Raw genomic sequence first — 23,504 nt, 5'->3', positions numbered from 1 at the left:
CTGCTTGCCAGGCTTGGCCGGTTGGGATTTTCACCCACTGGCTAACTACAGAAAATTTCAAAACTTTGGTTTCAGTTTATCCCCCTTCTCTGAGCTTTACGTAACGCAATGAACTGGTTGTTAGTTAGTCCACATTTTCTACTTTTTTCTCCCCAATTACAAGCAAACGATAGTTTCCCTGCGTATGTATAGGTATGGGAACCTATATTCCCCATCGGGAAGGGATAATACCGACAATAGTCCGCAATTCTCTAACCCGTTATCAAGCCTATGCCAGTCCATTGCAAACTATTCTTGACCGGCTTGAGAATTTTACTAAATGTGCTGACTGGACGAAAGGAGTAGCCCGAATCCGTTGTGAAGATTGTGGCCATTCGTACTTTAGGCCATTTTCCTGCAAGGTTTTCCACTTATGCCCATCGTGCGACCAAAAGAGGACCTTACTCTACGCTGAATACCTGGCTGAGGATTTGCTGTTGGATTTACCGCATCGGCAATTTGTTTTTACGATTCCCAAGATTCTAAGGCCATACTTTAAATCTGATAAACGATTATTCGGAGAGGTGTCCAAGCTGATATTTTCGTTGCTATCCAAATTTTTCTTATTGGCTGCTGGCCAAGAACTGCTTTGCGCCTGTATCGTCAGTTACCAGTCGTTCGGCGAATTTGCCCGGTTCCACCCTCACTGGCATGTTCTGGTTCTGGAAGGCGGATTTACCAAGTACGACCGTTTTGTATATTTGCCAATCGGAGCCGACGAAGGGATGCTCAAGGTCTGTCAAGCAGCCATTCTTGCATTGTTTCTGCGCAAGGAACTGATTGACCAAGCCAGAGTCAATATGCTCAAAGACTGGAAGCATTCCGGGTTTAGTATCGAGAGTAAAACCAGGCTGTTCAACAAGGCTGATCGAGAAGCCCTCGGCCAGTATGTCGTTCGCGGCGCTACCTGTGCAGAAAAAATCCATTATGATCCAGCTTCCGACACGGTAATCTGGACAGCTGCACCTAAGGGATTCTACAAAGGAAAAACAGAGACCTTAAAAGGCTTTGAATTGGTCGACCAGCTTGTGGCACATGTACCACCACGGCGGGTTCAATTGGTCCGCCGTTATGGGGTATATGCTGGAAAAGTACGTAAGCAATGGCAAGAGCGACCCAATATTTACCGCCTATCACCTGAGGGTTGGCAAAAAGGTCATCCAAGCCAGTCCCAAATTGTTCAAACCATATCGCCAGAGAATGCGGAAACTGTCCAAGCCCCCGATGCTTGGTCTAAGCTACGCAAGCAAAGCTGGGCACGGTTATTACAAAAAGTCTACGAGGTCGATCCGTTTATCTGCCCGAAATACCAAGGGACAATGTCGGTTGTAGCGATAATCGAGGATCCCAAGGAGCTTACCAAGATTATTGACTAGGCAAGTCAGCAAGAACGAGAGCAACCAGTGACTGTCTGTGCACGTTCTCCCCCGAGGCTGGAATTGGTTTCGGTATAATACCCAAAACGAAGTTTATACGGAACAGGATAACAACTCAAAATCGGAGTTTATACGGCTTCGTGGGGGCGTTATATCTTTGAGCTTTGTCACCTTGGCGCGAATCAGGACTTGACGGCAGAAATAGACTGGAAATATACTGCACAAGATCGGCGTTGCCGAAAAATACTGATTGGAATAGTTGTTCGGGCTGGAAAATAGTTGTAGTTCGGGGGAAAAAACCGAATTTTGACGCAAAACCGCAAAAACCCCGAAATGATAGTTCCTATTAATTATTCAATGACAGTTCCTATTAGTTCGCTGTGCGTGTTTTGTGCTAATAGAAATCATGAAATTTCCTTATACGAAGGTTTAGGTTCTGCTACTATAGCATGATTTTGTTCGCGGCTACATGGTATAGGACTACGAAGAAAGGGGAGCCGGAAATCCGGACCGGGTTTTCCCAGGGACGAGTTTCGGCGGGGGGGGGGGGAAGGCCTTCCCCCCGGCGAAGGGAACCGCATCGTGCGGCAGGGAGCGGATGATGGAATTCAAGGATCGATTGCAGACGTTGCGGAAAAAAAACGGCATGACCCAGGAGCAGCTGTCCGAACGGCTCAATATTTCGCGGACGGCGGTCTCGAAGTGGGAAAGCGGGCGCGGAATGCCGAATATCGAGGCGCTGAAACGCCTTTCGGAGGTATTCGGTGTTTCACTCGACGAGCTTTTAAGCGGAAAAGAGCTTTTAGACGCGGCCGAGAACGAGGGCCGGGAGAGGGTCGGGCGGCAGTCAACGCTGACCTTCGGCCTTCTTGACCTTCTCGCCTGCTGTTTCGCCTTTTTGCCCTTTTTCAGCCAGCCCCGGGCCGATTATATCGCGACCGTGAGCCTTTTCGAATATAGCCAAGCGCGCGCGCTTAAAATCGCTTTTTTCGCCGCTCTGGGAAGCATGGGCGCGTGGGGCTTGGCCGCGCTGGCCGTCCCCGTTTCGCTTTCCGGCAGGCTTCGCCGTTTCGCGCGCTTCGGCTCACTCGCGCTTCATTCCGCGGCGATCGCGCTCTTTATCGCGGCGCGGGAACCCTACGCGGCCTTCTTCCTCTTCGTTCTGCTCCTCGCGAAAGTCGTCTTGATCGCGCTGGAAAACCGTTAATCGGGCTTGTCCTGCCCCTTTTCGCGCATAAAAACGGCCGATGACACGAAAAGTATCGGCGAATATCCCTCCATTCCCGCCAATGTGACGAATCGTTTCTTGAAAACGGGCTTTCTGAACGGCATACTCACGCTGAGCTTCCGGAACGCTACACGATTTTCTAGAGAGAGGTTTGTCACCATGATTATCTCAAGCCTGGCGGGCGCGATCGGCAACGGCGTGTCCGCGTTTGATCAATTTGTATTGTCCCTGTTCCATGGGATAGCCGTAAGGGATTCTGGGGCTCTCGCGGAACTCTCCTCTTTTTTGGGCCTAGCGACCGAGAAAGGTATTCTCTTTCTTTTCTTGGGGAGCGCCCTCCTCCCGTTTAAAAAGACGAGGGAAGCCGGGGTAATGCTAATCGGGGCGGTGCTAGTATCCGCCGGTATCGCCGGCGCCCTTAAAGAGCTCGTCGCGCGGCCACGGCCGTTTCAGGCAGTCGGCCTATTCGCCGATTGGTGGCGCCTCGCGGGCTCTTCACCGGAATCGGGATATTCCTTTCCCTCGGGGCACGCGACCGTGTCCATGGCCGCGGCTGCCGCCCTCTTTTTCGCGGGCCATAAGCGCGTCGGTCTTGTGGCCCTCCTGGGCGCTTTGGCGATCGGCGCGTCACGCTGTTGCCTTTTCGTTCATTATCCCTCGGATATCCTCGCCGGGTTTGCTGTCGGCTTCCTCGGCGCCCTTGCCGCCCGGGTAGCCGTTTCCCGTTTTACCCGGCGTTTGAAACGCAGAGGCAGTGTCTCGCGCGGGCGGGTGAGTCGATGAACGGCGCGATAACCGCCTGTCGTCGAGGCAGAGCCGCTCCCAGGCAGCCGCAGAAGGCGCCCCGGGATCGCTCGGGCAAAACCGCGGCCCTCGCCCTCGCGTGCCTCCTCTCGGCCCTGACCGGTCTTTCGGCCACTCCGGCGGCCTTTCGCCTGTCCACTTCCGTGGACGGAGCTCTCGCCGGAACCGGCCTTTTATTGGGCGCCGGTGCCTTCGCGTACGAGCGATCGGTCGGTCAACCGCTACCCCCGTCGGGAATCCTCGATCCCGGCTCGGTGAACCCCCTGGACCGCCCCTTTATGGCGCCCTTTTCGGCGACGCTCGATCCGATTTCCACCGCGTTTACCCTGACCGCGCTCGCCGCGCCCGCCGTCCTTTTGTCCGCTCCCTCGGACGATTGGTTTCCCCTCGGCGTCATGTACGCGGAATCCATGCTCCTGACCTGGGGCGTGAAGGAGCTCGGGAAAAACCTTCTGCCCCGGTATCGGCCCTATATGTATTATTCGGGGTATCCGGAAGCCGAGCTCAGCAACGGCGATTACCGCCAGTCCTTCCCGTCGGGCCACACCGCGCTTGCCTTTACCGCGGCGGGGTTTACCGCGTGCGCGTTCTCGCTCTATTACGCCGATTCTCCCTGGAAAGTTCCCGCCATCGCCGGCTCCTACGCCCTCGCGTCCGCCGTGGCCGCGCTCCGGGTTGCGAGCGGAAACCATTTCGTCACCGACGTTCTCGCGGGCGCCGCGCTGGGAACGCTTTCCGGCTGGCTCGTCCCCGCCCTTCACGCGACGGCCTTCGCCTTGCCGGGGCTCGGCGCAAGCAGGGCGGGGGTCTCAGGCAACGCTTCACCTGGCGAAGGTAACACCCGCGCGGGTACCCTTTCTTTCGCTGTACTCCCGACGGGGGTAAGCTTCACGCTCCGGCTCTAGCGAGCGCCCTCACGTCGCTACCCCGGCGAGCGCCGCCTGCGTGCGAACGTAGGCGGCGGCCTTGCGGTAACTTTCGAAGTCCGGTAAGTGTTCCACGAAGAGGGTCGTGTCGCTCCCGAGCCTTTCGCAGAGGCGGGCGATATTCTTGATGTTAAATAATCAAAATCTTCAAGATAACCACTCTTTATTGGAATGGAAGTAGCGTATCAAGTTTTTATAAAAAATCTCCAAATTCTAATATTAATATCAATCCCGAATTGTAGAGACATTGATTGATCCCAAACCAGTTTACTTATTTTATTTTCATTTTCATATACAAGCTCATTAACTGAACCATTCTTGATTCCAAAGAATGTAATAATACTAAAATCAAAAATGGACTCTTCATCCGCAAACAGGAAAATCCTTTTCATTAAAAGAAAGAAAAATGTCAAACTACTTTTTCTTGAAAGCATTTTCTTAATCCTTTATTGCGCATTTTACTATATGAAATTTCATAAAGCAACATGATTATTCTCGTTTCGCGCCGCAGGCGTCGTTCTAACATTCCGAATGAGTCAAGATAGATGACATACCCTGTTTTAAGGAGATGTTGTTATGGGCTACTCGATCAAGCATAAAATGCTGATTCTTCAGAAGGTACTTCCGCCAAATAATAGACCGGTACATGAAGTTAGCAAGGAATAAGGAATATCTGTACAGACCATATATAAGTGGATGCAGCAGGTAAAAGATGATACTCTAGAGCCAGGTACTCAACCGGACCCTGGATTCCTTGTACCCCATCGTGTTTCTCGACGCCATTGTGCTCAATGTCCGAGATGATGGGAACGTAGCTAAAAAAGCCCTATATCTGGCCCTAGGTATCACCATAACGGGCAAAAAAGAGCTCTTAGGGCTTTGGATCGACCAGGCTGAAGGAGCATCATTTTGGCTGCGGGTGCTTAATGAGCTTAAGAATCGGGGCATCCAGGATATTTTGATAGCAGCCGTAGATGGTTTAAGCGGCTTCCCTGAAGCGATTACCACGGTATTCCCCAAAACGGAAGTCCAACTCTGTATGGTCCACATGGTGCGTAACTCGTTGAAATACGTGCCCTATAAGGACCAGAAAGCAGTAGCTGCGGACCTTAAAAAGATTTACACTGCGGCAAGTGAAACTGCAGCAGAAGAGGAACTCACTCAATTTGCCCAACGGTGGGATACTAAGTACCCCATGATTGCTCGATCGTGGAAAATGCGTTGGGCAGAAGTAGTGCCCTTTTTTAAATACCCGGAACCAATACGCAAAGTGATCTACACCACGAATGCGATTGAATCGTTAAATTACTCAATCCGAAGAATCACTAAAAACAGGTTGAGCTTTCCCACAACCGATGCAGCGCTAAAGCTGGTATTTATGGGATTACAACATATCTCTAAAAAATGGACCATGCCTATCCGAGACTGGGGTATGGCAATGCATCAATTCAGCATCTTTTATGGCGATCGGGTATCGCTAGGATAATTACCGTTTACACAAATTTAGGGATAGGCTCAAAAAGATCCTTTTAGTCCTAATTCAAGGCCTAAATTAGACAAATAATCGGTTGTTTTAGTACTTGTTTTAATAAATTCCAACAGATCAGTACATTTGCTTTTTAATATTGTCACCTTATAATACGAATCGAACTTTGACTGTAACGCGGCTTTCTGGCTTTTGTAGTCGTTGTATGATACAGCCCGATTGGTTTCAGAGCTTATATCATCGCTTGTAGACCCTAAGGTAACACTGAAGAGGGGCAGTATCTCGGTTATATCATTGCTGCCCCCATCCTTTTGTGGACAAACATCGGGATACTTGTGGCCCAGATACAGCCGATTCAGGGCGACCAGTTCCAATTCCGATAGACCCGAGGTATCGGCTACAAAGGCGGCTACCTCTGCATCCAGCACTTCTCCCGTATCCTGGGCTATCGTTTTTACTAAATCCCGTTCCTTAAGCAGTTGGTTAAGCCCTGCAAGGGCACTGGTATTATCATTAACAGGGTCCTGAATACGGCTTTGAATACTAACCGGAAGTTGTTGATACAATGCCAGGGGGGTTATGATTTCGTTAAATTCGGTTTCTGCAAAATAAAAACTGTCGGCACTAGGACTACTCTCCAGATCCCCTTCATCGAGCATGCGAGCGCTCCGGCCCATACTGGCACGGATGACCCGCTGGTACGTACCGGTAGTAGTATCAAGCACATAGTCACCATAAACGACGCCCCGCACCATTGAGCGGCTTCCGCTGGCCCCTTCGTACTTGCTTACAATAAACTTACCTGCTGGATTTACCCCGATAATCCCGCTCGGATATACCCCACGGTTATATTGCTCGGGTAGTACGGAAAACATACTGGTATAACCTTCTTCCTGGTTACTGACAAAGGTCAGATATACCGCTTTTTCCATACCTGGTCGTTTCTGTACCGGCGGGGCATACAACAAATCCGGCTTGCCATCCCCGTTGATATCCACCGTTTCATTTCGAGCAAGTTGATAATTCCCAGACCCAAGGGTGGCACCCTTGGCATCATATAAGGTGACGCTCAAAGAAAGCGCTTGCTCACTTATAGAATTGATGGTAAGCACTCCATACTCCGCTTCAGCAGGCTTATCCTCCGACACCAGGGAGCCATCACCGGTGGTTTTAGAAAGGATCTTACCAAGCCGAATAGCAAGTGTAGTGCCCGCATATAAATGCCCGGCTTCTGGAGCTTCAGGATTATACACTACGCTACCACCCATATATCCTTTCTGCGCAATTTCTCGAAATTCGGTAGATACCGAATTAAGTGTTACACCCTGGCTGCCTCCACTGAATGGAAAGGCACAGGCTCCTAAAAGGAAGGAAGGAAAGAAGGAAGGAAGAAAACAGACAGAACGATTACCCTTTTCAGAGTTTTAAAGAACCCTTTGTACATACAATAACCTCCGTTACTTTTTTAGGCCTATTATTTTAAAAAACCAAGCTGCAGCTTTTGGTTTTGTGCTTTTAGGATAAAAGCTATTTTTGAAATATGTCAAGTTCATTTTTATTTTTTTAATTAACCTAACCGAGAGAGAGATGTGTATTCCGATGAAACCTGTCAGGGATTCCGGCCGAAACCTGCCACCTATCTGGTACTAACAAGAACTTAATAGAGTTGCAGATTTGGACCGGAATATTCAATTACATCTTTAGCAAAATAATCTCTATTATTTGGTATATATAACCAAAGAACATAGCACCGACCGCAATAATACCTAAATAAATAAAAAAGACACGCTTCGAGACAATTCCATATACAGCGGACATGGCAGGAAGTGTAGTGGTTGCCCCAGAAATCAAGAAGGCCAGAGCAGCTCCTCCACTCATATTCTTCGCAAGTAGTCCTCCAATCAACCCCAGCGCTGTAAGATTTGTGGTATAGAGAGGAACACCAAGAATTGTAGCATATAGTACAGAAAAAGGATTGCTAAATCCCAACAGGTTCTGAATCCATTCCTTAGGTATATAAAATGAAATAACTGCCTCCAAGAAATAGGCAATAAAGAGATATTTCCCCACCATCCATAAAACATTCATAAGTTCTTTCCAAAATTCTTCCCAGGTAAATCTTTTATTGTTCTCATCCAAAAGCATATTGTTACAACAAGATGATTCAACTTCTTGTACTTTAGAGATTGAGCAACAATTAGTTTCTTGCTTTTGTTCTGAGGCCAAATTAATAATATAAGGCGATATATTGATTTCCGAACAACATGATATCTTAGCTTTTTCTTGCTGTGAAAAATCTTTCTGTGGTTTTGCTGCAAAATTAATCTCAAGAAGATTCATTTCTTCATTTACAGCCTCTATGTTAAGTATAGCCTCTTCACAGCAAGCATTTTTGCTGTTGGAGATTTGTTGTGTCTTTGTATTGGATAATTTATACAAAATCGATTTTATCCTTTCTTTTAGATTTCGTAAAGAATAGACAGTATGCTGCGGCTTACTTTTGAGCTTGAGATAGTCGTTACCTATCCATCCTTTTGAAATAAAAAAGTGTGTTATTAATCCTCCACCAAGACTTAAGAAGAAAGTAGCAACTAATCTTGCAAAAGCAAGCGGCCAACCAAGTGATGCAACACTAAGAAAAAAGATTTCTGGATCCATTGATGGCGAAGCAATCCAGAAAGACATTACAGCGGCAAGTGGAGCACCTGTTATTAAAAAAGAAGTAATTACGGGTATAACACTACATGAGCAAAATGGGCTAAATGCTCCAATAACAGTACCAAAAAATATTGACAAAAAAACGTTGTAATTTGTTAGTTTTTTTACATACTTTCCAAAGTCGCTGATATTTACCCACACCGCCAAAGGAATGGTAATTAAGAGTAGCCACCAGATGTGCATAAATGAATCCCAAATAAACTGCCCTATTCTGAGTAGTTCATAAAAAATAGCAGCTACACTCATATTTTTCCCTCTCTTCTTAAACATTAACTTAAAAAAATCAGTAACATATCCCTTAATACATTCATCATTTAAATGCCTTTTATGAAAATAACATAATCTCAATATTTTATTTTTTCATTTAACGTTGCACAACAGTATAAAGCGCCTCTAAAAACTCTGTTAAATTTTTAGAAGCGCCTAAGCAAATCTTATCAGGATTTCGCATATAAACTAAGTTAACCTCTTAAAACTGAAATTTCTAGAAGTACCCTATAATTTATATGCAACATTCACTTCAATATCTTGATTAAAAAGTAGTCTGGTAACTCTATTCCTCATTATTGACAGCAACATGAACTTTTGTTCGTCCCTTCGTTACTTCCAGGCTTTGTAGAACCTGTTGTCAGAAGATGTACAATTTTTCGGCCTTTCAATGCAATTACTATTGCTTCAATTTGTGCAATCTCTTCATTGGTCAATCCTTCTTGTTTTGCTTTTATAAGACCCTCTTTTACAAGTTCTGGATTTTCTTCTGAAAGAGCAAATGTCAAAAGCACTATCACCTTACTTTTATTACAAAGAGTTTGGTTTTGATAGGCTTCCGAAATAAATTCAGCAAAACTTTTTTCCAATTGTGAGATAAAATTTAACATATACATCCTCCTCTTTCTTTTGGATTTATAGTAATTTGCACTTGTTCAACTAAAGCATCAATAAGCTGATCTACCATCTCACCCTCTGGGTCATAACAAATAATATGACCCAAACGAGAGAAATTATCGACCGTTTTCGCAACACAGTCACCAGAACGAACATAAAACTCCAACTCCACAACGTTATTATTATCTTTTATATTGTTAGGATAAGATATCATAACTTCACCATCCCTATCACTAACAAAAAACCGAATAGCTGCTGATCTTGCCACAACGGAATCACGAGGCATTTCCTCAAGACTATATCCTAAAGCCAAGTAAAGTGCAATCTGACGAATATCGTAACCTGTAGTAAGCTGTACAAGTCGTGGTATTTCATCACCTCCCGGGCGAGCATTAACTTCCACAATCCTTGGCCCCTTAGGCGTAAGTTTGATTTCCGTATGTGTTACACATCTTCTAAGACCTAGAGCATCTATGGCCTGCATAACCAAATCCTCCATTTGTTGCTTTATAAGCGGATCTAATTTTGCAGGACTTAAATGACCAATCTCTACAGCATAAGGAAGAGGAGTTGTAATCTTAGCGGTAATAGAATATATAACCGTTTTTTCATCATCAGTTCCAGCTTCCACGCTATATTCTGGACCAACTAAAAATTCTTCTACCAGAATATCTGTATCAAGTTCTTCATTTACTTGATTTACTTTAGCATTGGTAATAATATTAAATGCCTCTAGTAGTTCAATTTCATTTCGGCAACAAAACACGTTACGACTTCCAGAATCATTAGAAGGCTTTACAACAACAGGATAGCCAATTTCCGACGCGAATTTTTTTGCACTACAACTACAAGTCACAACTTGGTACCTAACAGGTGAAATTTCTTTTTCTGCCAACTTGTTCCTTGTAAGTTTCTTATTGCGGCATTGCAAAACAGCATCAATATCGGCAGGGTGTGCCAAACCAAGCAACACAGCGATCTCCTTTGCTAAAGGAACACGATACTCATTTGTTGTAAATGCAGCACAAATATAGAACTTGTTTCGCAATTCTTTGACTTTTTGCATTACCAATTCTTTATCGTTTAATTCGATTTCTACAGGAATATCTACCATTATCAACGCATCCATATCTATTTTTCTGCTTAAAAGAATAACTTTGTACCCTAATCGATGAGCAAGGTTGATATAATAATCTAGATATTTACTAATAGAAACAAACAATACATAATTATCAGCTTGCATACTTAACTTCCTTAATCATGTTAACAACAACTACTCTCATTAATATCATTTTTAGATATATTCCCCCCTTCAAAAAGTGGTCTAAGCCCCTTTGTCACTTTAGGATTTCGTTTTTCAGAAATATCGCAATCGAAAAGTCGAACATCTCCATCTGAAATTTCATTGTAAGGTGGAATACCAATAATTTGCCCCTCATAACTACAACTTGTGAGATTTTTATATGTTTTCTCACACACAGCCATACGTTGACCACGATATAATCTATGCCCATCATCATCAACCACTTCTTTCCAAGGACCAATATAAAAAACTGCATGCCCCTTTTCAAAACAAGGTCCTTGCTCTCCTTTGTAAGCCTCTATTAGAAAAGGTCTTATCTCTATATTATTATGGATAAATTGCGGAATTTCTGCACGCCATTGATAACGCATTCCTATATATCCATGTAATGCTAAAACCTCTTCTATCTCATTTTCTAAAGGAATATAATGCATTTTCATATTGTTACACACATTTAAGTCAGCACTTTTTAGTGGTTCATCACTCAAATAAACCTTAATCAAAAGAATTCCCTTTCTTTTAAGTATTCGAAATGCTTCGCTAAGCAACAAATTGACATATTCTTTCTTATAACGATTTAGCAAATCAATATAAACAATATCTACACTCTCATTGTTCAAGAAAGGCTCAGCTTCTTTTTGATTTTCTATCTTTTTTTGTAAATTTATATAATCGCTAAAAGTACGCACAGGAAACATCGATAATTCTTTTACAATATATTCAGGGTTAACCCGCAGATCATATGAACTTACTAAAACCAGTTCAGAATTATAAAAACCAATTTCCTTTTGAGTTGCTTCTAAATCCTCTTCTACTTTTTCTTTTTCATCCTTATTTTCTGTCACAATTATAACTTTACCCGCTTTCCCTGCCGTTAAAACAATATCTTTCAAAAATTTAATACCATTGCATCCCATTAACAAAACTTTTTCTTTACCTTGAAAGCTTTCTAAAGGAAAATAATAAAAATGTTCTTCACTTCCTAACATTTTTGCCAAGTCTAAATTACTGTTATGTTTTAACGCACTTTTGATCATCTTCTGTAACATTTCTCTAAGATTCTCCATTTTCGCACCTCCCATTTTTACTTATGTTTTTTTCCCAAAAAAGACATCGTTCCTTTTTACAATCCGGTTGTAGCCTACTTGCCCAGCATTTTTTTATTTCTATTCTTCGGGTAGGAAAATCAATTCCGAGCGCTTCCTTTATATACTTTACTCCAGCTTCTAAAACACCACGCACAGAACCTATACAGCACCTTGGTCCACCTTGTGATGCCACAATTTTTAGCCCTTCAGCTGTAGCTTCATTTGCCATACTACGCGACTTATCCGTCATAGGTGTAGCTTTTGTTAATATACTAACAGCAACACCCAATCCGACTGCAGCTCCACATGAGCCGTAATATCCACACCACCCACCAGGAATTTGAGAAGCTCGCATCATTCCTTCAAAAACATCTTCGAGCGTTACAAAACTTAAATTCTTTAAAGCCAACAAGAAAGCTATTGCAACAACAAAATGCGGAGAATTACCAGCATACCCACATTCAATTAAAAGCTTTTCTCCTATATCACAGGGATTTTGGCAATCAATCTCGGGTATCTTTTGAAAGATTTTAGCCATCACCGTTTCAGTTGCACAAGCATTACAAAGATAATGCTCTTTTTCACAAACAATACATGTCCTCTCTTTTTTTCCACATTTAGAGCACATGACAATTATGCTTTCGTCACGATGTTCTAGTTTAGCACCGCACACAAGGCATTTCCCACTAATCATTGAGTTTTTTCTCCATCTACCTTGTTGATTTATACATAAAAGCATATAAATGCCCGGCTTCTGGAGCTTCAGGATTATACACTACGCTACCACCCATATATCCTTTCTGCGCAATTTCTCGAAATTCGGTAGATACCGGATTAAGTGTTACACCCTGGCTGCCTCCACTGAATGGAAAGGCACAGGCTCCTAAAAGGAAGGAAGAAAAGAAGGAAGGAAGAAAACAGACAGAACGATTACCCTTTTCAGAGTTTTAAAGAACCCTTTGTACATACAATAACCTCCGTTACTTTTTTAGGCCTATTATTTTAAAAAACCAAGCTGCAGCTTTTGGTTTTGTGCTTTTAGGATAAAAGCTATTTTTGAAATATGTCAAGTTCATTTTTATTTTTTCATCAGACCGGTGGCAGGTTTTATTAAAGTACCTGTGCTCATAGCTCGGAATAATTCATGAGAGGGGGTAGGCACCAACAAGGAGCACCGGGGCGGTGGGGGCGGCCGGAGCGACAGCGGAGCGGTCGCTCCGGGCGGCACCGGGCTCGTCGAGACCGGTGCGTTACATGGGGCAGCGCGGGGCCCCGCGTGGGGCCGAGGGGGAGACTTCCCCCCTTGAAGCTCCATGGGGAATCTCCCGAGCTGCTATAGGTTTTCTTATTTAGTGCGCTTGTAGTTTTTAATTTCTGCGCGGATTCGCTGGACCAGCTCAGAGCGGTGCACCCGAACCTGTTCCATGGAGTCCCGGAAACGGAGGGTAACCGTGTTATCCTCTTTGGACTGGTAATCGATGGTGACACAGAAGGGGGTGCCGGCTTCGTCCTGGCGGCGATAGCGGCGGCCGATGGCTCCAGACTGGTCGTAGTCGGTGGCGAAGTCTTCCTTGAGTTCGGCCCGGATATCCTGGGCGAGTTCAGCCAGACCGTCCTTCTTCATGAGGGGGAGGACCGCCACGGTGATGGGGGCCAGGTTGGGGTGGAAACGGAGGACCGTGCGCCAGTCGTCGGAGTTTTTATCCGAGGTGGCCGGGTCTCCGGTGCCGACGTATTCTTCGTCGTAGGCGTCGCAGAGGAGCATGAGGAGGCTTCTTGTGAGGCCCGCGGAGGTTTCGATGATGAAGGGGATGTACCGTTCGTTGCCGTTGTCCTGGTCGATGTATTGCAGGTCCTTGCCGCTAAACTGCATATGCCGTGACAGGTCGTAGTTGGAGCGGTTGTGGACCCCTTCGAGTTCCTTCCAGCCCATGGGGAAGAGGTATTCGATATCGTAGGCGTCCTTGGCATAGTGGGCCAGTTCGTCCGGACCGTGGCGGTGCCAGCGGAGGTGGTCCATTTTTACGCCCAGTTTTTCATAATATTTCCAGCGGCGGTCCCGCCAGGTGTTGAACCATTCCTCATCGGTGCCGGGTTTTACAAAGAACTGCATTTCCATCTGCTCAAATTCGCAGGTGCGGAAAATGAAGTTTTTGGTGACGATTTCGTTCCGGAAGGCCTTGCCTATCTGGGCAATGCCGAAGGGGATTTTCATCCGATTGGATTGGATGATGTTCTTATAGTTTACATAGATGCCCTGGGCGGTTTCGGGGCGCAGGTAGATAACGCTGGAGCTGTCTTCTACGGCGCCGATGTTGGTTTTGAACATGAGGTTAAACTTGCGGGTATCGGTCAGTTCGCCGCCGCATTCGGGACATTCCTTTTTAGCAAGCTTTTCGGGATCAATCTGGTCGGCCCGGAAGCGGGCTTTACACTTTTTGCAGTCCACCAGGGGGTCGGTGAAGTTTTCGACGTGACCGGAGGCTTCCCATACCCGGGGGTGCATAAGGATGGCCGCATCGAGACCGACGATGTCATCATGAAGCTGGGTCATCTCCTTCCACCAGGTTTGGGCGATACGGTTTTTCAGTTCGATGCCCAGGGGACCGTAGTCCCAAGCGCCTGCCTGGCCGCCGTAAATTTCCGACGATTGAAACACAAAACCACGTCGCTTGGCGAGGGACGTGATTTTCTCCATGGTAGCCTTGCCTTGATACTCGTTTTGCTGTTCAGCCATGAAATACTCCTAGCGCAAACGGGCCTGCCGTTCGCATACACCTCCGCGGTGTGAAGGTGCGTATATAAAAAGATGGTCCGGCTACTATTCCGCAGGGAGCGGAACGTCCCGGACATGGATGGGATTATAGTAAAGCAGGCAAGGCATGACAAGGGCACTGTTTCATAAACAACGTCCCAAATAGCGGGAGTAGAGGAAAAGGGCGGCGGTCATGAGGGCGTGGCCCATCTCTTCGCCCCCCACAAGATTGATGGCTTCGTCTTCTGGCACCAGGAGGACCTGGATGTCCTCATGTTCATCGAGATGGGGTTCCTGGACCAAATGGCAGTCCTCCGCCACAAAGGCATGGAAATGGTTGGTCATCATGGCGGGATTTGGAGAAAGAGATCCGAGGGGAATGATCATTTCCGCCGCATAGCCTGTTTCTTCTAGTAATTCCCGCGAAATGGCTAAAACCGGGTCTTCACCGGCATCGATGATGCCGCCGGGGAATTCTATAGACCTGCGGCCCGTGCCATGGCGATACTGTTCTATCATAACAAATTTACGGCCTTCGGGGGTATTCACCACCGGGATGACTCCAGCCCAGTCAGGGGCATCTATAAGATAAAAGGTCCCGGGGTTATTTTTATTAGTATACCGTTCTGCTTCAAAAACAGAGAACATAGAACACTCAAAAAGTCGTTTACGACTTTTTTCATACCAGTTTGAATTGGATGCTTTGTCCATACTAATAGTTATACTCTAAAATGAGAAGCATTACCATCAAAACGCTTGGTCAGTATATTGATTTATATATCTTTGTTGTTATTATAAGAATAATTTATTGTATAATAATTGAATTATAGCGTGAGACACGTTATATTTTTAATACATTTTCTTAACTATGAGGTAAGGAGAAAACGATGAACAAAGTTACGTTTTATTTGGTTTCCTTTGTGCTGGTTATCGGATTAATACCCACCATTTCGGCTCAATCTCTTAAAGGCATGAGTTTAAATGGTTCAACCGGACTTATATCTATTCCCAACGGACGAATTGGATGGGAAAAAAGTGCCGATATAGGTGTAGATTTGGGATATCATGGAATTTTTGAAGATAGTGAAATTGCCCATATTGGGGCTGCAAGTGTCAGTCTTTTTAAACGGGTAGAGCTATCCTTTGCCTATGATAATCAAATTGGCGATGACAATGGGGATACATTAATCGGTGGTAAAATTCAGTTGCCAACCTCTGGGACTGCAGTAGCAGTTGGTACCAATTTTCAAATGTTACAACAAGGTGGCTCAAGTTCGAACGCTACCCAAATCTACCTTGCAGCAACCTATCCATCAACCTTTTTTAATATGCCTGCCGAGACTACAGTGGTAGTAGGAAAAACCTTTATTAAAGATAGCAATGACTCTAATATTGATTTTGGTATGGGCTTTGATTTACTACTTTTTCCCAAAGTTTTTCAAAACTATATTCATTGGATTACTGATTTTTCTAACTTTTCTTACAGTGTACAGGCTGTGGGATCAAATGCATACCAACGGGGTAGTTTAAACACTGGTATAAGAATCGACCTTGCCGCTTCTCCTTCTCTTAGAAAATACAAATTTGTTATTGATGCAATGCTGACTGATGCGTTAGATACTAACCGAGCTTTCACACTTGGCTTTGCAGCAGGGATACCAATTCAATAATAAAAACCTTTTCTATCGTTTAGTTAAATACATGCTGTAGTTAAATAAGCCTGGGAAAAGTTATGTATTGCTTTTCCCAGGTTATTGTTAATATACCCTCGAACCTAAAAGCCGCCCTGCAATTTCTACAGCCATCCGGGCGGTCTGGTTGCGAACATCGAGGACGGGGTTTACTTCTACCAATTCAGCGGAAGCCAAAATGCCCGATGAAGCCAGTTCCTCCGCCAATAACAGTACTTCCCGGTATGAGAAACCTCCAGGAAGTGGAATACCCACCCCGGGAGCAATCATGGGGTCCATCACATCCATATCCACGCTCACATGAAGCCGATCCACCCGGGATGTAAAAAAAGCTACAAGTTGGCGGGCGGTTTCCGCAATACCTAAGCGGTCAACTTCGGTCATAGTAAAGACCGTAACACCGGCCTCCCGCATATTCACCTTTTCCAGGGGGTCCAGATCACGGACCCCCACAAGGGCTACGTTGGCGGGGTCCAGTTTTCTGAATTTTCCATAGAGATTAACCAAATCGGGGTGGCCATAGCCGCAGGCAATGGCAAGGGACATACCATGGATATTCCCGGAAGGGGTGGATTCAGGGGTGTTAAAATCTCCATGAGCATCGATCCAGAGGGTTCCCCAGCGGAGGTTCCGTTTTCTGTAGGCAGCACCAAGGCCAGAGAGGGTGCCGATGGCGATGGAGTGGTCCCCGCCCAGCACCAGGGGGAAGGCTCCGGCATCGACCGCCTGCTCTACCCGCTCTGCTAGGGCCGTACAGGCTTCTGCAATGGGCTTGAGGAATCTGACCTGGGGATCGCCTTCTTCCAGAAATTCCTGGGCGGGGACCGAAATGCCGGGGAAGGACTCTTCACAGGTATGGCCTAGCTCAGTGAGTACCTGCTTTAGCCCTGCGAGCCGCATGGCCGAAGGCCCCATATCACTGCCGCGCCGGTTAGCACCAAAATCGAGGGGAAGCTCAATCACACGGATGTTCATTCTAATGTCTCCAATAAACTTATAAACCAGTTTTTAAGACTGATTGCCCGCCGATATAGCGGGGTCTCCACTGTTGCGGCGGAGGGTATAAAAAGATAAGCCCGAACACTCCAGGCAGTATATACAAAAGATGCTCCAGGGCCCATACCGTATACGATATCTACCAGAGCCTGGCCTGGTGGTACAGCAGGAAACACCAGATATGAGAGCGGGTCGAGATTTATCATTTTTAGTATTATCTTGGTTTCATCATATTCGAGACTAGTTTTAAATTTGATGGTTCCAAATTCGGTATCTTCCACCTGGATAATCGCTTCAAGTGTAACAGGGTCAGGAGTAGTGATAAACCGGACGTTCCGGAAGAGGAGAACAGGTCCACCCTTTTTTCGATTGTAGCTTAAACCGGCGAGACTGGGAGCTTCCATGAGTAGTTTATAGAGATTATTTTTATTGGTTGCTATGGGTCGAGGTGATAATAGGAACAGAGCCTCCTGTACTGCATGGGGTTCCAATGTTTCATGACGGCGTATAAAATCACTACGACCTGAGAAAAATGGTACCAGTTTCAAGGTCTTGGGTTTCATACGGAAGGACGTAAGAAAACCGGATTCCTGCAGATCCTGTTGCAGTTCCTGAGGAAGAAACGAAAGGTCCAGTGAAGGCTTGGAAGCAGAGAAAGCCTGACCATGCAAGTTTTGCTGTAGATTTTGCAGAAATAATGAATAAATAAGAATAATGGCCAGTTTTCTCTGCTTCATGAAATTCATGCTCTAGCTAAGAACGGAGATATTCTAAAGCTCGGTCAACCCTGGCCAGAGCTTTTGCTTCGCCGAGAAGCTTTATAGAACCAAAGAGGGGCGGACTCACCCGGCTGCCGGTAATGGCAACCCGGAGGGGCATCATGAGGTCCCCCATCTTTACCTGTTTTTCTTCGGCATACTGCTTTACCATGGCTTCCGATGCTTCATCGGACTGCCTGGCCATGGCCGGAACTAATTCACGGACCATGGTAAGCAGATTGATGGCAACTGCCAGGTCGGCCTTTTTAGGAAAGAACTCTTCCTTTTGCGGCATGGCAGGTTCATCAAAAAGATAGGTGAGCTTGGCCGGACCTTCATGGAGAAAACTGAGCCGCTCTTTAATGAGGGGCATGGCGGCCACAAAAAGCGACCGTTGTGCTTCTGAGGGTGCTGTTCCAGGTTCGCCAAAAAGACCAGAGGATACGGCATAGGGTTCGATGAGGGTCGCCAGTTCAGCATCGGATTTCATCCGGATATATTGGCCGTTATACCATTCCAGCTTTTTATAGTCAAAAATTGCGGGGGCCTTGTTAAGCTTATCCAGACTGAAGCGTTCTGCCAGTTCGGCTACAGTATAGATATCCTTGCCTTCTTCATAGGAAGCACCCAGGAGGGCCACATAATTGATAAGAGCCTCAGGCAGATAGCCCTGTCGGCGGAATTCATCAATACTGGTGGCTCCATGACGCTTGCTGAGCTTTTTACCGTCCTGGCCCATAACCATGGGGAGATGGCAGTACTCAGGATGATCCCAGCCAAAGGCCTTATACATGATGACATGCAGGGGTGTGGAGGGTATCCATTCCTGGGCTCTGAGTACATGGGTAACCTGCATCAGGTGATCATCCACCACGTTGGCCAGGTGATAGGTGGGAAAACCGTCGGATTTCAGCAGTACCGGATCGGGATTTACATCATCATTCTTCCATTCAATATCACCTAAGAGGTGATCATGGAAACGGGTTACCTCTCCGAGGGGGATTTTAAGGCGGATTACGTGGCTTTCCCCGGCTTGAGCCCGCTTTGCGGCCTCAGCGGGATCCAAGGCGCGGCAGTGCCGGTCGTATCCGGTTTCGCTGGATTTGGACTCTTCCCGTTCTTTCCGGATCTTCTCGAGCCGATCTTCGGTGCAGAAACAGTAATAAGCCTGCCCCATGGCTACGAGTTTTTCCGCATATTCCTTATACAGGGCAAAACGCTGGGATTGAATATAGGGTGCCGCAGGACCGCCCACATCGGGGCCTTCATCCCAGTGAATACCGAGCCAGTTAAAGGTATCATAGAGGTTCTGAACATAGGCTGGGTCATACCGGGTCTGATCCGTATCTTCCAGGCGCAGAATAAACTTTCCGCCCTTAGACCGGGCGAAAAGATAGTTAAAGAGGGCGGTCCGTACCCCTCCAATATGCTGAAGCCCCGTCGGCGATGGGGCATAGCGAACGCGAACTTCCATATAAATCTCCCGTGGGTAATAATAGAGGGCCTATTATACCGATTCAGTGGCAAAACGGGAAGACCGGCTCGAAATAAGGCCCCCCGATATGAGCGGGCCTGCGCCCAGGGGGATAGTAAAAAGGCTGCGGGGGTGGCGGGGGAAACCATGGGGAAACAGGGGACCCCATGGCTTTCCCACGACAGGACCCCCAGTAAGAGCCCTATCCCCCTGAGCGCAGGCCTAGTGACTCTACTGTTTTCTTTTTCCCCACCCTCGATTATAATTTCATCTGGAGGCTTGTATGAAAGCAATTGTGAAACATGAAGCTGGCGTAGGGGTCCGTATGATGGACGTACCCATACCGAAGGTGGGGCCCAATGACCTCCTTATTAAAATAAAAAAAGTAGCCATTTGCGGGACCGATGTGCATATCTATAAATGGGATGCCTGGTCCCAGAAACATATCCGGCCGCCCCTGGTAATTGGCCATGAATTTGTAGGCGAAATTGTAGAAATCGGGTCTTCGGTAACAGGCTGGCAGGTTGGCGAGCGGGTTTCTGGTGAAGGCCACATTGTATGCGGCACCTGCCGGTCCTGCCTTGCGGGGCGACGGCACCTCTGTCCTAATACGATTGGGGTTGGGGTAAACCGGGACGGCTGTTTTGCCGAATACCTGGCCCTGCCCGCATCGAATGCCTGGAGGGTACATCCTTCGATACCCGATGATGTGGCGGCGATTTTTGATCCCTATGGGAATGCAACCCATACGGCCCTATCCTTTGAAATGATTGGCGAAGATGTGCTCATTACCGGCGCAGGCCCCATCGGCTGTATGGCCGCCGCAATCAGCCGGCATGTGGGAGCCCGGCGGGTTGTGGTAACCGATGTAAACCCCTGGCGGCTCGAGCTTGCGATGAAGCTGGGTGCGACCCACACGATTGATGTAACAAAAGACTCGGTAAAGGCCTTTATTGAGCGCGAAGGGATGAAGGGCTTTGACATTGGGCTCGAAATGTCCGGCTCCGGCACCGCCTTTGAATCGATGCTCGAGGGTATGTACCCCGGCGGCAGGATTGCCCTCCTGGGTATTCTGCCCCCTGAAACAAAGATTGACTGGGACCAGGTTATTTTTAAGGGCCTGCACCTAAAGGGTATTTATGGCCGGGAAATTTTTGAAACCTGGTATAAGATGCAGGCCATGCTCTTAAGCGGCTTAAACATCGCCCCGATCATTACCCATCGGCTTCCTTTTGACCAATATCAAAAGGGTTTTGATGCGATGTTAAGCGGCCAAAGCGGCAAGGTGGTGCTCAGCCTGGACTGAGGAGCAAAAATGATCTCCATGATCAAATGCTATAGTATTATCGATTGGTAGTTTTCGGGGGTGATAACTTTATAATCCGCATCAGGATAGGCAGTACTCCATGTTTTTGGCGGTCTTACTTGTTTTTTTGATGACCACTTAAACTCAAAAGCATGGAGTTTACCTTCGTATTCTTCTATTAAATCTATTTCCTGTTGTTGATAGGTTCGCCAAAAATAAGAATGAGCATACATTCCTTTGTATGTTCTGTACTTAATACGTTCAACCTGCATAAAATTCTCCCAGAGCGCACCCTGATCATTCCGCATATCTAAAGGATTAAATTGATTGATGAGTGCATTGCGGATACCAGTATCTATAAAATAATATTTTGCCTTATTGGTTACTTCATCCCGAAGATTTCTGCTAAAGCCATTAAACCTTATAATAACAAAAGTTTTTTCAAGTAGATCGAGATATCGCTGGACTGTTTTTACATCAATATTAAGCTTAGTGGCCAATTCATTTAATGAAACCTCGTTACCAATTTGATAGGCCAGCAACATTAATAAATCTAGTAAAGTCCTGGAATGTTTAATCTTATCAAAAGCTAATATATCTTTTAATAAGTAGGACTGGGTCAACTCATACAGGAGCTCTTTTTTTTTATTATACGTACTGGCGGTAAGTACCTCTGGATAGGAACCAAAAACCAAAAAATCCGATAATCCCTCTGTGAGTTCAAAGCGGTTATAGCTCTGCAGTAACTCTAATTGTGACATAGGATACAATATGAAGGTCTTTTTACGACCGGTTAGTGGTTCTCCAATTTGTCCAGCTAGCTCAAAAGATGAAGAGCCCGTAACCACCACTTGCATATTCGGACATTGATCTACAATAATTTTTAGGGCCATACCGATAGAAGGAATATTCTGAGCCTCATCTATAGCATATATATCATAACCTTCGAGATATGAAATAATCCGTGAAAAGTCCTGTGATCCAAGGATGTCCCTGACTCTAATATTATCGCCTGAGTCTAATTTATATCTTTTATGAGTTTTCTTTAAAAACTGCTGCAGTATTGTGGTTTTTCCAGTACGACGGGGACCAAATATAATCAGCGCTTTGCCCACTTCAAGATGTTTCTCTAATGGTTCATAGGCTCGTAAAAACATACTATCAACTTAGGCTATTCTGCAATATTTGTCAAATTTATGGAGTTAAACTCCATAAATTTATAATAATTTATGGAGTCTTACTCCTGATTTTTCTACTGGGGTTTTAAAACTTCAGTTTTTGAGGTGCCCTACTTCTCGAGCCGGCGGCGCAGTTCGGCGATTTGAGCCTGGACAGCCTCAGGGGCGGGGCCGCCGGACCGGGAACGGTTGCGGAGGGCTGTGCCGGGACGTATCACTTCGTAGAGGTCTGCATCAAAAAGTTCAGAGCGGCTGCGCAGCTCCTCCAGGGTCCGCTCTGCGATACTCCGTTGTCCGGCGGCTCCGCAGTCCCGCACAACCTGGGCGGCTACCTCGTGGGCTTTACGGAAGGGGAGCCCCTTCCGCACCAGGTATTCGGCCACATCGGTGGCTTCCAGGAAGCCACCGACGCAGGCGGCTTCCATCCTATCCTTGCGGAATTGGGCGGTGGCCATCATGGGACGGAACATTCTGAGGGTAGCCCGGGCCGTATCCAGGGCATCGAAGAGGGCTTCCTTATCTTCCTGCAGGTCCCGGTCATAGGCATAGGGAAGTCCCTTTAAGAGGGTAAGCAGGGTCACCAGATTGCCAATTTGTCTACCCGTCTTGCCCCGGATAAGCTCGGCGAAGTCGGGATTCTTTTTCTGGGGCATGATGGAAGAACCGGTACTCCACTGTTCCGCTAGATTGATAAACCCAAATTCTTCTGTAGCCCAGAGGACTACATCTTCGCAAAACCGTGACAAGTGGGTGGCCAGTATGGCACAGGCTCCGGCCAGTTCCAGGGCGAAGTCCCGGTCAGCCACCGAATCCATGGAATTGACCGTAGGTCTCGGAAAGCCAAGGCCTCGGGCGGTCTCATACCGATCCAGGGTCAGCGTGGATGTGGCTAAAGCCCCCGAACCCAGGGGACATTCATCAAGCCGGGTGAGGGCATCCAAAAAGCGCCCGCGGTCCCGTTCGAGTCCCGCAGTCCAGGCCACCAGGTGATGGGCCAGACTGACCGGCTGGGCCCGCTGAAGATGGGTATAGCCCGGCATCAGGGTCTCCAGGTGCTGTTCCGCCAGGTCCAGCAGGGTTTGGCAGGTGGCCCGGATTTCTTCGGCTATTTCGGGGACAACCCCCTTTAAGTAGAGCCTCAGGTCCACCGCCACCTGGTCGTTCCGGCTCCGGCCCGCATGGACCATGCGGCCCACGTCGCCAAGCCGCTCCGTGAGAAGCCCTTCGATAAAGGAATGAATATCCTCCGCCTCCTGGTCGATGGAAATTTTTCCTTCGGCAAGTTCCCGGGAAATCCGCCCCAGTTCTGTATCGATGGCCTGGGCGGCTTCGGCGGGGATGATACCCTGCTTAGCCAGCATGGCCACATGGGCACGGCTTCCGGTTATGTCTTCCTGGGCAAGACGGCTATCCACTGCGATGGAAGACTCAAAGGCAAGGGCTTCCGCATCGGGTTTTTCCTCAAGCCTGCCGGACCACAAGACCTGGGCCAT

At 46.8% G+C, this 23,504-nt stretch carries 20 protein-coding genes and 2 pseudogenes; 7 read left to right on the top strand and 15 right to left on the bottom strand.

The window, feature by feature from the left end:
- The first annotated feature begins 194 nt into the window (after positions 1-194).
- From SPICA_RS04615 to SPICA_RS14725, 4 genes and pseudogenes are all read left to right on the top strand, one after another.
- Positions 195-1,493: pseudogene (locus tag SPICA_RS04615) on the top strand (transposase zinc-binding domain-containing protein).
- Positions 1,494-2,013: 520 nt separating this feature from the next.
- On the top strand, positions 2,014-2,622 hold the full coding sequence (locus tag SPICA_RS04610; protein ID WP_083819865.1) for a helix-turn-helix domain-containing protein: 609 nt from the start codon (positions 2,014-2,016) through the stop codon (positions 2,620-2,622).
- A 6-nt stretch (positions 2,623-2,628) separates the two neighbouring features.
- Positions 2,629-3,426, top strand: a complete 798-nt coding sequence (locus SPICA_RS14730) for a phosphatase PAP2 family protein (RefSeq protein WP_156789625.1) — start codon at positions 2,629-2,631, stop codon at positions 3,424-3,426.
- A complete protein-coding gene (locus SPICA_RS14725) occupies positions 3,423-4,352 on the top strand; it encodes a phosphatase PAP2 family protein (protein ID WP_013968368.1) in 930 nt (309 codons plus the stop codon). The genes SPICA_RS14730 and SPICA_RS14725 overlap by 4 nt, the downstream gene beginning before the upstream one ends.
- A gap of 206 nt (positions 4,353-4,558) precedes the next feature.
- On the opposite strand, the gene SPICA_RS04590 is transcribed toward SPICA_RS14725, so the two are convergent.
- Positions 4,559-4,807: a hypothetical protein gene (locus tag SPICA_RS04590; RefSeq protein WP_041396144.1), complete on the bottom strand. Its 249-nt coding sequence runs from the start codon at positions 4,805-4,807 to the stop codon at positions 4,559-4,561.
- Between the two features lie 305 nt (positions 4,808-5,112).
- Here SPICA_RS04590 and SPICA_RS04585 point away from each other — a divergent pair.
- Positions 5,113-5,859: pseudogene (locus SPICA_RS04585) on the top strand (IS256 family transposase); the annotation flags it as partial.
- Between the two features lie 29 nt (positions 5,860-5,888).
- Here the strand turns inward: SPICA_RS04585 and SPICA_RS04580 are convergent.
- From SPICA_RS04580 to SPICA_RS04545, 8 genes are all read right to left on the bottom strand, one after another.
- Entirely contained in the window at positions 5,889-7,127 is a 1,239-nt protein-coding gene (locus tag SPICA_RS04580; protein ID WP_013968367.1) for a hypothetical protein, read from the bottom strand.
- Between the two features lie 424 nt (positions 7,128-7,551).
- Positions 7,552-8,823: a permease gene (locus SPICA_RS04575; protein WP_013968366.1), complete on the bottom strand. Its 1,272-nt coding sequence runs from the start codon at positions 8,821-8,823 to the stop codon at positions 7,552-7,554.
- Positions 8,824-9,140: 317 nt separating this feature from the next.
- Positions 9,141-9,455: a hypothetical protein gene (locus tag SPICA_RS04570; RefSeq protein ID WP_013968365.1), complete on the bottom strand. Its 315-nt coding sequence runs from the start codon at positions 9,453-9,455 to the stop codon at positions 9,141-9,143.
- Positions 9,449-10,705, bottom strand: a complete 1,257-nt coding sequence (locus SPICA_RS04565) for an ATP-grasp domain-containing protein (protein ID WP_013968364.1) — start codon at positions 10,703-10,705, stop codon at positions 9,449-9,451. Before SPICA_RS04565 ends, SPICA_RS04570 begins: the two co-directional genes overlap by 7 nt.
- Positions 10,706-10,725: 20 nt before the next feature.
- A complete protein-coding gene (locus tag SPICA_RS14720) occupies positions 10,726-11,832 on the bottom strand; it encodes a hypothetical protein (protein WP_013968363.1) in 1,107 nt (368 codons plus the stop codon).
- On the bottom strand, positions 11,819-12,547 hold the full coding sequence (locus SPICA_RS04555) for a DUF5714 domain-containing protein (protein ID WP_013968362.1): 729 nt from the start codon (positions 12,545-12,547) through the stop codon (positions 11,819-11,821). Before SPICA_RS04555 ends, SPICA_RS14720 begins: the two co-directional genes overlap by 14 nt.
- A 651-nt stretch (positions 12,548-13,198) precedes the next feature.
- Positions 13,199-14,590 (bottom strand): glycine--tRNA ligase, encoded by a 1,392-nt coding sequence (locus tag SPICA_RS04550; RefSeq protein ID WP_013968361.1) that lies wholly within the window; start codon positions 14,588-14,590, stop codon positions 13,199-13,201.
- 162 nt (positions 14,591-14,752) lie between these two features.
- Positions 14,753-15,319 carry an NUDIX hydrolase gene (locus tag SPICA_RS04545; RefSeq protein WP_013968360.1) on the bottom strand — a complete coding sequence of 189 codons (567 nt, stop codon included), beginning with the start codon at positions 15,317-15,319 and terminating at the stop codon, positions 14,753-14,755.
- 176 nt (positions 15,320-15,495) lie between these two features.
- Between SPICA_RS04545 and SPICA_RS04540 the strand changes: the two genes are divergently transcribed.
- Positions 15,496-16,278, top strand: coding sequence for a hypothetical protein (locus SPICA_RS04540; protein WP_013968359.1), 783 nt, complete (start codon positions 15,496-15,498; stop codon positions 16,276-16,278).
- Between the two features lie 87 nt (positions 16,279-16,365).
- On the opposite strand, the gene rocF is transcribed toward SPICA_RS04540, so the two are convergent.
- Genes rocF through SPICA_RS15410 form a run of 4 tightly spaced genes read right to left on the bottom strand, consistent with a single transcriptional unit; the run spans position 16,366 to position 19,707 of the window.
- A complete protein-coding gene (gene rocF / locus SPICA_RS04535; protein ID WP_013968358.1) occupies positions 16,366-17,274 on the bottom strand; it encodes an arginase in 909 nt (302 codons plus the stop codon).
- Positions 17,271-18,032, bottom strand: a complete 762-nt coding sequence (locus SPICA_RS04530) for a DUF6675 family protein (RefSeq protein WP_013968357.1) — start codon at positions 18,030-18,032, stop codon at positions 17,271-17,273. Before SPICA_RS04530 ends, rocF begins: the two co-directional genes overlap by 4 nt.
- A gap of 16 nt (positions 18,033-18,048) precedes the next feature.
- Positions 18,049-19,527, bottom strand: a complete 1,479-nt coding sequence (gene gltX / locus SPICA_RS04525) for a glutamate--tRNA ligase (protein ID WP_013968356.1) — start codon at positions 19,525-19,527, stop codon at positions 18,049-18,051.
- A gap of 33 nt (positions 19,528-19,560) precedes the next feature.
- Entirely contained in the window at positions 19,561-19,707 is a 147-nt protein-coding gene (locus SPICA_RS15410) for a hypothetical protein (protein WP_156789624.1), read from the bottom strand.
- 103 nt (positions 19,708-19,810) lie between these two features.
- Here SPICA_RS15410 and tdh point away from each other — a divergent pair, with 103 nt between their 5' ends.
- Positions 19,811-20,833 (top strand): L-threonine 3-dehydrogenase, encoded by a 1,023-nt coding sequence (gene tdh / locus SPICA_RS04520; RefSeq protein WP_013968355.1) that lies wholly within the window; start codon positions 19,811-19,813, stop codon positions 20,831-20,833.
- Positions 20,834-20,862: 29 nt separating this feature from the next.
- On the opposite strand, the gene SPICA_RS04515 is transcribed toward tdh, so the two are convergent.
- Both SPICA_RS04515 and argH read right to left on the bottom strand, forming a co-directional pair.
- Entirely contained in the window at positions 20,863-21,990 is a 1,128-nt protein-coding gene (locus SPICA_RS04515) for an ATP-binding protein (RefSeq protein WP_013968354.1), read from the bottom strand.
- A gap of 131 nt (positions 21,991-22,121) precedes the next feature.
- Complete coding sequence (gene argH, locus SPICA_RS04510) at positions 22,122-23,504, bottom strand: argininosuccinate lyase (RefSeq protein WP_013968353.1); 1,383 nt, start codon at positions 23,502-23,504, stop codon at positions 22,122-22,124.

Source organism: Gracilinema caldarium DSM 7334 (assembly GCF_000219725.1).
GTDB classification, from domain to species: Bacteria; Spirochaetota; Spirochaetia; order Treponematales; family Breznakiellaceae; genus Gracilinema; species Gracilinema caldarium.
This window is presented reverse-complemented; position numbering and strand designations above follow the sequence as displayed.